Here is an 11,863-nt window from a genome sequence, read left to right as displayed (position 1 = left end):
GCTTGCCCCGCGATGAATTCGCCGCATTATTGACGCCAAAAAACTATCCACTGCGCTTTATCACCAAACGCCATAAGCCCGTTCGTAATTTATTTGACGAATTTCGAAAAAAATATTCAGGTACTGGCACAAAAACATCCCTCCTCGATTTCGTCCTTTATAGATAGGGATGAAACTGCCAAGTGCTATCAAAGTGAAAGTATGGCCATCAGATAAAATATTAAAAAATCTTTCACCCCCGCTGAACCCACCCCGGAACTTATCCCCTCAGCCATCGCTCATACCACCCGTAACGATTCTTGAACGTTATGTGAGAGATGACCTACACCGCGTATTGGAGCGCACAGTATTTGTGCACTCCGACAACTTTGACTTGAGCGTCGGTCGCCCGACCTTCGGTTAAACCCAGGAGAAACGCGCCCTACAAATCGTCCTTGTGGTTGATTTCAAAGGATTTTATTCACTTGAAAGAACAAGCACTGCAGTGCCGGCCAACCGACCTGCAATAAAGACGGCTGCATTACAGGGCACGCCCATAATTATTGGCCTTTGGCTGCCAACTTTAAGTGCAGATACTTTTGCACTTGATATTTATATGCCTGTACACGGTGAAGTGAGTTCTTTTTGCCAAGCAACCGTGTGCCCGATAACTGCTGGTTAATCAACCCGATCTGGCTCTTGTTATTGAGCCGGCAAGATAAACACATGAGGTGAATGCGATGCGTATCAGCATCTTTGGTTTGGGTTATGTGGGTGCAGTCTGTGCGGGCTGCCTGTCGGCACGTGGTCATGAAGTGATTGGCGTCGATGTCTCCACCACCAAGATCGACCTGATCAACCAAGGCAAGTCGCCGATTGTCGAACCGGGCCTCGAAGCCCTGCTGCAACAGGGTATCGACACCGGCCGCCTGCGTGGCACTACTGACTTTGCCGCGGCGATCCGCGACAGCGACCTGTCGATGATCTGCGTCGGTACGCCAAGCAAGAAGAACGGCGACCTGGGCCTTGAGTACATCGAGTCGGTGTGCCGCGAGATCGGCTTCGTGCTGCGGGAAAAATCCAGCCGCCACACCGTCGTGGTGCGCAGCACCGTCCTGCCGGGCACGGTGAAGAACGTGGTGATCCCGATCCTCGAAGACTGCTCGGGAAAAAAGGCCGGCATCGACTTCGGCGTGGCGGTCAACCCGGAGTTCCTGCGTGAAAGCACCGCGATCAAGGATTACGACCAACCGCCCATGACCGTCATTGGCGAGCTGGACAAGACCAGCGGTGACCTTCTGCAATCGCTGTACGAAGCACTCGACGCGCCGATCATCCGCAAGGACATCGAAGTGGCCGAGATGATCAAGTACACCTGCAACGTCTGGCACGCCACCAAGGTCACCTTCGCCAACGAGATCGGCAACATCGCCAAGGCGGTCGGTGTCGATGGCCGCGAGGTGATGGACGTGGTCTGCCAGGACAAGGCCCTGAACCTGTCGCAGTACTACATGCGCCCTGGGTTTGCCTTCGGCGGCTCGTGCCTGCCCAAGGATGTCCGCGCCCTGACGTATCGCGCCGGCAGCCTGGATATTAAAGCGCCACTGCTCAACTCGCTGATGGCCAGCAACGAGTCGCAGGTGCAAAACGCCTTCGACATCATCGAAAGCCACGACAAGCGCAAAATTGCCCTGCTCGGCCTGAGCTTCAAGGCCGGCACCGACGACCTGCGCGAAAGCCCACTGGTGGAGCTGGCCGAGCGCCTGATCGGCAAGGGCTACGAGCTGAACATCTACGACAGCAACGTCGAGTATGCGCGGGTCAACGGCGCCAACAAGGACTACATCGAGTCGAAGATCCCCCACGTGTCGTCACTGCTCAACGCCGACTTCGAGCAGGTGATCAACCACGCCGAGGTGATCGTGCTGGGCAACCGCGACGAGAAGTTCCGCGCCCTGGCCCAGCAGGCGCCAGCCGGCAAACAGGTGATCGACCTGGTCGGCTTCATGAGCAAGGCCTCCTGCCCGAGCAGCCGTACCGAAGGTATCTGCTGGTAACTCGCAGCCTGCGCGGGGCCGCCAGGCTCCGCGCAACGTCAACACCCTTTCCATTCGATACGGATGCAGAACATGCATAGGCTCAAGCACGGCCTGCTACAGGTCGCCGGTTGGCTGTTCTACGTGAGCCTGCTCATGTTGATCGCCCTGGCCTTGCCCAACTCCATTTTCGACCCCGACTCGAAGGACTTCATTTTCCTGGTCGGCGCCGTCGGCATCTGGCGCTATTCCATGGGAGCCACGCACTTTGTGCGCGGCATGCTGTTCCTCTACCTGGTCTACCCCTACCTGCGGCGCAAGGTGCGCAAGCTCGGTAGCGCGGCCGACCCGTCGCATGTGTACCTGATGGTCACCAGTTTTCGCATCGATGCCCTGACCACCGCCCAGGTCTACAGCTCGGTGATCCGCGAGGCGATCGACTGCGGCTACCCGACTACGGTGGTCTGCTCGCTGGTAGAAATGTCCGACGAACTTCTGGTGAAAAGCCTGTGGGAAAAATACAACCCGCCGGCACGCGTAACCCTCGACTTCGTGCGCATCGCCGGGACCGGCAAGCGTGACGGCCTGGCTTATGGCTTTCGGGCCATCTCCCGCCACCTGCCGGATGAAAACGCCGTGGTCGCGGTGATCGATGGCGACACCGTGCTCGGTGAAGGCGTGGTCCGCAAGACCGTGCCCTGGTTCAAGCTGTTCGGTAATGTCGGCGGCCTGACCACCAACGAATTCTGTGAAGTGCGTGGCGGCTACATCATGAGCGAGTGGCACAAGCTGCGCTTCGCCCAGCGCCACATCAACATGTGCTCGATGGCCCTGTCCAAGCGCGTGCTGACCATGACCGGGCGCATGTCAGTGTTCCGCGCCGCCGTGGTGACTAACCCCGAGTTCATCAAAGACGTCGAGAACGACTCGCTGCAGCACTGGCGCCTGGGCCGCTTCAAGTTTCTCACCGGTGACGACAAGTCGAGCTGGTTCAGCCTCATGCGCCTGGGCTACGACACCTTCTACGTGCCGGATGCGGCGATCAACACGGTCGAGCACCCACCGGAAAAAAGCTTCATCAAGGCCAGCCGCAAACTGATGTACCGCTGGTACGGCAACAACCTGCGGCAGAACTCCCGCGCCCTGGGCCTGGGTACCAGCCGCCTCGGCCTGTTCACCAGCGTGGTGCTGTTCGACCAGCGCGTGTCGATGTGGACCAGCCTGCTCGGCCTGACCGTCGCGGTCATCGCCAGTATCAAGTTCGGCCCGGCGTTCCTCTTGGTGTACCTGCTGTGGATCGGCATCACCCGGTTGATCCTGACCCTGATGCTGCTGTGCTCGGGCCACAGCATCGGCCCGGCCTACCCGCTGATTCTTTATTACAACCAGATCGTCGGCGCGATCATGAAGATCTACGTGTTCTTCCGCCTCGATCGGCAGTCCTGGACCCGCCAGCCCACTGCCCTCAAACGTGACCTCGCCAGCTTTCAACAATGGTTCAACACCTGGTCTTCCCGGACCATGACCTTCTCGGCGGCCAGCATCTTCGTTGCTGTGCTGTTCATGGTCGTGTGAGCCGGAACCCGATCGGATTAAACAGGAACAAATCGCCATGAATACCGCCGTGAATGTCAATGTCGTGCATGAGTCCGAAGCCCAGCGTCAGCACGCCCGGGTGCGCATCCCGGCCAAGCTGCGCTACCTGGGGGAGAACCGCGAAACCCTGGAAGTGAAGGTCGACGACCTCTCTGCCGGCGGCCTGAGCTTCAACGCCAAACAGCCGCTGAAAGTCGGCGAAGTGCTGCGCGGGCGTCTGCAGTTCACCGTCGACAAACTCGGCCTGGCCATGGACATCGAGTTCCAGGTGCGTTCTTTCGACCCCGCAAGCGGCCGCGTCGGCGTGCAGTTCCAGAACCTTGAACCGCGCGACATCGCCACCTTGCGCCACATCATCACCTCGCACCTGTCGGGTGAACTGATCACCCTTGGCGATGTGCTCAGTACCCTGCAGCGCGACAACTTCACCAAGGCGCGCAAGCACAAGGATGCCAACGGCGGCATGAGCGCTTTCGGTCGCCTGCGCGCCGTGACCTTCAGCCTCGGCGTGTTCGTGGTCGGCGTGGCCGCGTTCGGTTTTATCGCCAAATCGGTGTACGGCCTGTACTTCGTCAGCCATGCCCAGGCCGGGGTGGTCAGCGTGCCGACCAGCAATGTCAGCATGCCCCGCGACGGCACCGTGCAAGGCTTGGTGGAAAGCGGCGGCCAGGTGGCCAAGGGCGCGCCATTGGCCTCATTCAGCACCAGTATGCTGGACATGCTCAAGGGCCATCTGGATGACCAGCAGTTGGAGCCCGCCAAGGTCGAAGAGCTGTTCGGCAAGCAGATGAGCGGCACCCTGACCAGCCCCTGCGATTGCGTGGTCGCCCGCCAGCTGGTGGATGACGGCCAGTACGCGAGCAAGGGCCAGGTGATCTTCCAGCTGGTCCCGCGCACCACCATCCCTACCGTCGAGGCGCGCTTCAGCTATCGCCAGTTCGACGACGTCAAACCCGGTTCGCGTGTTCACTTCACCATTGCTGGCGAAGAGCAGACCCGCACTGGGCAAATCGTCAGCAGCACCAGCCTGAACAGCGAAGACCTGTCCTCGGACATCCGCGTGCAGATCAAACCGGACGAGTCGCTGCCCAGCGAACTGGCCGGTCGCCCGGTGGCGGTGGACAGCAATCGTGGCCCGTCGCTGGACTGGCTGATCGATAAAGCCGTGGCCCGTGGGCTCTAAGAGGATCTGCCCATGAAAACCTGCTCCTTCAGTCTGTGCAGCCTGGCCCTGGCCATCAGCCTGGCCGGTTGCGCCGGCCTGCCCGACCAGCGCCTGGCCAACGAAGCCCTCAAACGCGGTGACACTGCCCTGGCCGAGCAGAACTACCGCCAGCTCGCCGACCTCGGTTACAGCGAAGCCCAGGTGGGCCTGGCCGATATCCAGGTGGAAACCCGGGATCCGACCAAGCTCAAGCAAGCCGAAGCCACCTACCGCGCCGCCGCCAATATCTCTCCCCGCGCCCAGGCCCGCCTCGGCCGCTTGCTGGCGGCCAAACCGGACGCCAGCGAGGCTGAGCGCCAGGAAGCCGAAAACCTATTGAAAAAAGCCTTCGCCAATGGCGAGGGCAACACCCTGATCCCGCTGGCGATGCTCTACCTGCAATACCCGCAGAGCTTCCCTGGCACCAACGCCCAACAGCAGATCGACACATGGCGCGCCGCTGGCTACCCGGAAGCCGGCCTGGCGCAGATCCTGCTGTACCGCACCCAGGACACCTACGACCAGCACCTGGACGAGGTCGAGCGCATCTGCAAGGCGGCGCTGACCAGCACTGATATCTGCTACGTGGAGCTGGCCACCGTCTACCAGAAACGCGCCCAACCCGAGCAACAGGCGGCGCTGATCGAGCAAGTCAAAAGCGCCTACCAGCGCGGTGCGATCCCCGCCACCCGGGTCGATAGCGTTGCTCGCGTACTGGCCGACCGCAGCCTCGGCCAGACCGACGAGAAAACCGCCCAGGCCATGCTTGAGCAGGTGGCGCCGGTCAATCCAGGCTCCTGGGTCAGCCTGGCGCAGTTGCTCTACGACTTCCCCGAGCTGGGCGATACCGACCAGCTGATGGCCTACATCGACAAGGGCCGCGCCGCCGAACAACCGCGCGCCGAGCTGCTGCTGGGCCGCCTGTACTACGAAGGCAAGAGCGTGCCGGCCGATGCGCAGAAGGCTCAAACCCACCTGCTCAGCGCCGCCAATGCCGGCGAAGTCAGCGCCCATTACTACCTGGGACAGCTGTACCGGCGCGGCTACCTGGGCAGTGTCGAGCCGCAAAAGGCCGTCGATCATTTGCTCAGTGCTGCTCGCGGCGGCCAGCTCAGCGCTGACTACGCCCTGGCCCAGTTGTTCAGCGAAGGTCACGGCATTCGCCAGGACCTGGTCAATGCCTGGGTGTTCAGCCAACTGGCGCAAGCCAACCCCAGCGATCAATCGCGTGAGCTGGCCGCCCAGCTCGACCAGCAACTCAATCCAGCGCAAAAGGCCCAAGGCCAGCGCCTGCTGCAACAAGAGCGCCAGGCCCGTGGCGCCATGGGCCTGCAGGCCCAAGCGCAACCTGAACAAGGCGAGGACTCCCTATGACACTCAATCCGTGGATGAAAGCCGGCGTAGGTCTGGGCTTCGCCCTGCTCTGGTCGTGCCCGACCCTGGCGGCGATGACCGCTGAGAAGAACTTCGGCCTGGACGTGAAGATCACCGGCCAGTCCGAAGACGACCGTGACCTGGGTACCCGCTCCGGCGGCGACGTCAACGGCCTGGGCCTGGACCTGCGCCCCTGGGTGTACGGCGAGCGCGGCAACTGGAGCGCCTTCGCCATGGGCCAGGCGGTGGCTGCCACCGACATCATCGAGACCGACACCCTGCGCCAGTCCGGCGATGAGGCCGAGTCCGACAGCGGCCGTGCCAATGGCCGCGAAGCGGACAAAAGCTACCTGGCCATGCGCGAATTCTGGGTCGGCTACAGCGGCCTGACCGCCTACCCCGGCGAGCAACTGCGCTTTGGCCGGCAACGCCTGCGCAACGACGACGGCATGTGGCGCGACACCAACATCGAAGCGCTGAACTGGACCTTCGACACCACCCTGCTACGCGCAAATCTGGGCGTTGCCGAGCGCTTCAGCGAGTACCGCACCGACCTCACCGAGCTGGCCCCGGAAGACAAAGACCGCCTGCACATTTACGGCGATGTCGCCGCCCAATGGACGCCCGGTCACTGGGTCGGCCTGCGCGCCCACCACACCCATGACGACGGCAATCTGAAAAGCCCTGGCGAAAACGTCGACACCCTGGACAAGACCCGCACCGGCGACCTCACCTGGCTGGGCCTGGAAGCCAACAGCGACGCCTACAACTGGCGCAACCAGAACCGCGTCAACTACTGGGGCAGCCTGACCTGGCTGACGGGTGATCGCGACAGCCTCAACACCACCACAGTCAACGGCGAGCAAGTGGCCAGTGGCAAGCAGAGCGGCGACGTCAATGCCTGGGCCAGCGACCTGGGCATCCGCCTGCGCCTGGACCCCAACTGGCAGGTCGGCGCCGCCTATGCCCGCGGCAGTGGCGGCGGTGGCAGCGACGGTTCGGGCAACTACGAGCAGACTGGCCTTGAGAGCAACCGCTCGAACTTCACCGGCACCCGCTCGCGGGTCCACCGTTTCGGCGAGGCCTTCCGAGGCGAGCTGGGCAACCTGCAGGCGGCGACCTTGTTCACCTCCTGGCAACTGCGCGATGACTACGACGCCAGCCTGATCTACCACAAGTTCTGGCGCGTCGATGGCGAGCAGAACATCGGCAGCAGCGGCATCAATGCCGTGGTCGAGGACAACGGCATCAACCGGCCGTTGATCCAGGGCGAGAAAGACCTCGGCCAGGAGATGGACCTGGTGGTCACCAAGTACTTCAAGCAGGGCCTGTTGCCGGCCGCCTTGAGCAAGTCGATCGACGAGCCGTCGGCGCTGGTGCGCTTTCGTGGTGGCGTGTTCAAACCGGGCGATGCCTATGGCAAGGAAGCGGACTCCTACATGCACCGCGCCTTCGTCGACGTGGTCTGGCGTTTCTGATGCCTGGAGTGCAGTGATATGAACCTTCAATCGAACCCTCTGCACAGCTTGCTGGCCGGTACCTTGCTGCTGGCCAGCAGCATCGCCCTGGCCAACGGCCAGGCGCCGATGGCCAAAGGGCTGCAGCAGGCCAAGACTTACACCGTCAGCAGCGCGCCAATCGAACCGCTGCAGATCCCGGCGCCGACCCTGCCGGACCTGTCCGGCTACACCGCGCAAGCGGTACAGAAAAAGATCGACCGCCAGCACAAAGGCAAGGTCTCGGTCCGCCGTATGCTGCAGGAAACCGCGCTCAAGGAGTTCATCGGCGGCGACAACAAGATGGCCGAGTGGGTAGCGCGTCAGCATGGCATTCCCCAGGCGATTTTCATCGACGATGGCCATGTTGATTTCACCCAACTGGCCAAGCAGGTGCCCAAACAGTACCTGAGCGAAACTGCACCGGGCGTGTACCTGGCGCGCCTGCCGATTGTGGTCGGGGCAAAGGGCGTGCTGGAGATCGACGCCAAGGTCAAGGAACTGCGCCTGTCCCAGGAAGGCGGCGCGTTCATCGTCAACGACGGCAAGCTGTTCGTCAGCGATACCCGGGTAACCGGCTGGCGCGAGAAGGACAACGGCCCGGCGACCTTCCGCTCACCCAAGGAATTCCGCCCGTTCCTGCTGTCCTGGGGCGGCACCCAGACCTACATCGTCAACAGCAAGATGGCCAGCTTCGGCTACGCCAAGAGCAAGTCCTACGGCGTGAGCATTTCCCAGTACACGCCGAACATGGCCAAGCAGATGGGCCGCGCGGAACCCACCGGCTGGATCATCGGCTCCGAATTCAGTGACATGTGGTATGGCTTCTACTGCTATGAAACCAGCGACTTCGTGGTCAAGGACAGCACCTACCGCGACAACATCGTCTACGGCATCGACCCCCACGACCGTTCGCACCGTTTGATCATCGCCGGCAACACCGTCTACGGGACCAAGAAGAAGCACGGCATCATCGTTTCGCGTGAGGTCAACGACAGCTGGATCATCAACAACAAGAGCTACGACAACAAGCTCTCGGGGGTGGTCATCGACCGTAACAGCGTCAACAACCTGATCGCCTACAACGAGATCTACCGCAACCACACCGACGGCATCACCCTGTACGAAAGCGGCGACAACCTGATCTGGGGCAACAAGCTGATCAGCAACCGCCGTCACGGCATTCGCGTGCGCAACAGCGTGAACATCCGCCTGTACGAAAACGTCGCCATGGCCAACGGCCTGGTCGGTGTCTACGGGCACATCAAGGACCTTTCCGAAACCGACCGCGACATCGCCCTCGACCCGTTCGACACCAAGGTTTCGCTGATCGTCGTCGGCGGTGAGCTGGCGGCCAACGGCAGCGGCCCGCTGTCGATCGACTCGCCGCTGAGCGTGGAGCTGTACCGGGTGTCGATGCTGGCCCCGAGCAAGGCCAGCGGCATCAGTTTTTCCGGGGTACTGGGTGAGCGTCAGGACGAGATTCTCGACCTGATGGTGCGCCAGCAGAAAGCCGTATTGATCGACCCGGTCGAACGCCAGACCGAAATGGCCGAATGAGGACGCCCGACATGACCCCACACCTGATCAAACTCCTGGGCGTAAGCGCCACCTTGCTGGCCATCAGCAACGGCGCCAACGCCGATACCGTGCAGGCACCGAGCTTCACCGCCGAACCGTGCTGCCAACTCTGCCCGGAGGCCCACGACGCCAGCCGCTACACCACCCGTTACCAGCAGAACTTCACCACCCTGGTACAAGCCCAGGGCGACTGGCTGTTCCGTACCCGGGAAGACCTGCGCACCGAGTTCAACACCACTCCAGCCGGCTACCGCCGCCTGCAGCAGTTGCACGATGCCTTCAAGGCCAAGGGCGTGGAGCTGGTGATCGTCTACCAGCCGACCCGTGGCCTGGTGAACCGCAACATGCTCAAGCCGGCCGACAAGGCCGCGTTCAACTACGCCAAGGCACTGCAGAACTATCAGGGCATGCTCGCTCGTTTCAACAAGATGGGCTACACCGTACCCGACCTGTCGCCGCTGACCAACGAGCAACTGGCCGCCGCCGACCAGGGCAAGGATTTCTACTTCCGTGGCGATCAGCACTGGACCCCGTACGGCGCCGAGCGCGCGGCGAAGATCGTCGCTGCCAGCGTGCACCAAATGCCGGCCTTCGCCGGGGTGCCCAAGCGCGAGTTCGAAAGCCACAAGTCCGGGCGCATGGGCAAGACCGGCACCCTGCACAACGTTGCCGGGCAGCTGTGCGGCACCAGTTACGCGGTGCAGTACATGGACCAGTTCGTCACCCAGCCCAAGGGCGAGAGCGGCAGCGATGACCTGTTCGGTGATAGCGGTAACCCGCAGATCACCCTGGTCGGCACCAGCCACAGTGGCAAGAACTACAACTTCTCGGGTTTCCTTGAGCAGTACATCGGCGCTGACGTACTGAACGTCGCCTTCCCTGGCGGCGGCCTGGAGGGCTCGATGATCCAGTACCTGGGCAGCGAGGACTTCCAGAAGAACCCGCCGAAGATCCTCATCTGGGAGTTCTCGCCGCTGTACCGCCTGGACCAGGAAACCATCTGGCGGCAGATGCTCGCCCTGGTCGACAACGGCTGCCAGGGCAAGCCGGCGCAGATGAGCGCAAGCACTGCACTCAAGCCGGGCAAGAACGAGCTGATGGTCAACGGCCGCAACGGCGTGATCAAGGACCTGACCAATGGCCGCCACCAACTGGATATCCAGTTCGAGGACACCTCGGTGAAGACCCTGCAAGCCACCCTCTGGTACATGAACGGCCGTCACGAAGACCTGAAGATCGAGAAGCCGGAAACCGCCGACACCGATGGCCGCTTTGCCTTCGAGCTGCGCGAGGATGAGGACTGGGCCAGCCAGACCCTGCTCGCCGTAGAGGTCCAGGGGCCGCCAAGCGGCAGCCAGAAAGTCCGGGCCACCCTCTGCAAACGAACCTGAGGCGCGTATGAAAAAGTTCAGCACACCCTCCCCTACTGTGGGAGCCCTCACATTACTCGCCCTGGCCCTGTTCGGCTCGGCCGTGCACGCCGCCGGACTAGTCCCCCCCCAGGGCTATTACGCCGGGATCGAGAAGCTCAAGACCGGCGACAGTGACTTCAGCTGCGCAGCCACCCCCAAGCCCTACACCGACAAGCTGCAGTTTCGCAGCAAGTACGAAGGCTCGGACCAGGCCCGGGCAACCTTGAACAAGGACTCGGAAAAGGCCTTTCGCAATGCAACCGCAAGCATCACCGCCCTTGAGCGCGGGGTCAGCAAACAGGTCATGCAGTACATGCGCGACGGCCGCCCGCAGCAGCTCGACTGCACCTTGCAGTGGCTGGGCAGTTGGGCCCGCGCCGATGCGCTGATGTCCACGGACTACAACCACACCGGCAAGTCCATGCGCAAATGGGCACTGGGCAGCCTGAGCTCGGCCTGGCTGCACCTGAAGCTCTCCAACGCCCAGCCGCTGGCCGCGCATCAGCAACAGGCCGAGCTGATCGAGAACTGGTTCGCGCGCCTGGCCGATCAGGTGGTCAAGGACTGGAGCGGCCTGCCGCTTGAGAAGATCAACAACCATTCCTACTGGGCGGCCTGGTCGGTGATGGCCACCGCCGTCGCGACAGACCGCCGCGACCTGTTCGACTGGTCGATCAAGGAGTACCGCGTGGCCGCCAACCAGATCGACGCCCAGGGCTTTTTGCCCAACGAGCTCAAGCGCAAGCAACGCGCCCTGGCCTACCACAACTACGCCCTGCCGCCGCTGGCGATGATCGCAAGCTTCGCCCAGGCCAACGGTGTCGATGTTCGTCCGGAAAACAACGGCGCCCTAAAACGCCTGGGCGAACGGGTGCTGGCAGGGTCGAAAGACCCGAGCCCGTTCAAGGCTAAAAATGGCGAGAAGCAAGACATGGACGACCTGAAGATCGACAGCAAATACGCCTGGCTCGAACCCTGGTGCAGCCTCTACAACTGCAGCGCAGATGTGCTCGGGCGCAAGCACGACATGCAGCCGTTCAAGAGCTTTCGCCTGGGCGGCGACCTGACCCGGGTTTATGACCCGCAGGCCGAACAGAAAAAATAACGCTTCGCGCTGTACCTGTGGGAGCTGGCTTGCCAGCGATTGGAACACCGCGGTGTGTCAGATACGACGCCTCGCTGGCA

Annotated in this window: 8 protein-coding genes; all 8 read left to right on the top strand. The window is 62.2% G+C overall.

Going from position 1 to position 11,863, the window contains the following annotated elements:
• Positions 1–719 precede the first annotated feature (719 nt).
• The 8 genes from M5G17_RS23730 (at position 720) to M5G17_RS23695 (ending at position 11,783) form a co-directional block, all read left to right on the top strand.
• Positions 720–2,036, top strand: coding sequence for a nucleotide sugar dehydrogenase (locus tag M5G17_RS23730; RefSeq protein WP_273895317.1), 1,317 nt, complete (start codon positions 720–722; stop codon positions 2,034–2,036).
• A 63-nt stretch (positions 2,037–2,099) separates the two neighbouring features.
• On the top strand, positions 2,100–3,590 hold the full coding sequence (gene alg8 / locus M5G17_RS23725; RefSeq protein ID WP_420793400.1) for a mannuronan synthase: 1,491 nt from the start codon (positions 2,100–2,102) through the stop codon (positions 3,588–3,590).
• Between the two features lie 37 nt (positions 3,591–3,627).
• Entirely contained in the window at positions 3,628–4,794 is a 1,167-nt protein-coding gene (locus M5G17_RS23720) for an alginate biosynthesis protein Alg44 (RefSeq protein ID WP_273895315.1), read from the top strand.
• Positions 4,795–4,806: 12 nt separating this feature from the next.
• A complete protein-coding gene (algK, locus tag M5G17_RS23715) occupies positions 4,807–6,189 on the top strand; it encodes an alginate biosynthesis TPR repeat lipoprotein AlgK (protein ID WP_273895314.1) in 1,383 nt (460 codons plus the stop codon).
• Positions 6,186–7,667: an alginate export family protein gene (locus M5G17_RS23710; RefSeq protein ID WP_273895313.1), complete on the top strand. Its 1,482-nt coding sequence runs from the start codon at positions 6,186–6,188 to the stop codon at positions 7,665–7,667. Before algK ends, M5G17_RS23710 begins: the two co-directional genes overlap by 4 nt.
• Positions 7,668–7,685: 18 nt before the next feature.
• A complete protein-coding gene (algG, locus tag M5G17_RS23705; protein ID WP_273895312.1) occupies positions 7,686–9,245 on the top strand; it encodes a mannuronan 5-epimerase AlgG in 1,560 nt (519 codons plus the stop codon).
• An 11-nt stretch (positions 9,246–9,256) separates the two neighbouring features.
• Positions 9,257–10,657 (top strand): alginate O-acetyltransferase, encoded by a 1,401-nt coding sequence (locus M5G17_RS23700; RefSeq protein WP_273895311.1) that lies wholly within the window; start codon positions 9,257–9,259, stop codon positions 10,655–10,657.
• 7 nt (positions 10,658–10,664) lie between these two features.
• Positions 10,665–11,783 carry a mannuronate-specific alginate lyase gene (locus M5G17_RS23695; RefSeq protein WP_273895310.1) on the top strand — a complete coding sequence of 373 codons (1,119 nt, stop codon included), beginning with the start codon at positions 10,665–10,667 and terminating at the stop codon, positions 11,781–11,783.
• Positions 11,784–11,863 lie beyond the last annotated feature (80 nt).

This window comes from Pseudomonas rubra, assembly GCF_028656935.1.
Classification (GTDB): Bacteria; Pseudomonadota; Gammaproteobacteria; order Pseudomonadales; family Pseudomonadaceae; genus Aquipseudomonas; species Aquipseudomonas rubra.
The sequence above is the reverse complement of the archived record's forward strand: the minus strand, read 5'-3'. Positions and strand labels throughout refer to the sequence as shown.

Excerpts from the sequence above, each read along its gene's own strand:
- M5G17_RS23730 (WP_273895317.1), top strand. The coding sequence starts at position 720 with ATGCGTATCAGCATCTTTGGTTTGGGTTATGTGGGTGCAGTCTGTGCG.
- alg8 (WP_420793400.1), top strand. The coding sequence starts at position 2,100 with ATGCAGAACATGCATAGGCTCAAGCACGGCCTGCTACAGGTCGCCGGT.
- M5G17_RS23720 (WP_273895315.1), top strand. The coding sequence starts at position 3,628 with ATGAATACCGCCGTGAATGTCAATGTCGTGCATGAGTCCGAAGCCCAG.
- algK (WP_273895314.1), top strand. The coding sequence starts at position 4,807 with ATGAAAACCTGCTCCTTCAGTCTGTGCAGCCTGGCCCTGGCCATCAGC.
- M5G17_RS23710 (WP_273895313.1), top strand. The coding sequence starts at position 6,186 with ATGACACTCAATCCGTGGATGAAAGCCGGCGTAGGTCTGGGCTTCGCC.
- algG (WP_273895312.1), top strand. The coding sequence starts at position 7,686 with ATGAACCTTCAATCGAACCCTCTGCACAGCTTGCTGGCCGGTACCTTG.
- M5G17_RS23700 (WP_273895311.1), top strand. The coding sequence starts at position 9,257 with ATGACCCCACACCTGATCAAACTCCTGGGCGTAAGCGCCACCTTGCTG.
- M5G17_RS23695 (WP_273895310.1), top strand. The coding sequence starts at position 10,665 with ATGAAAAAGTTCAGCACACCCTCCCCTACTGTGGGAGCCCTCACATTA.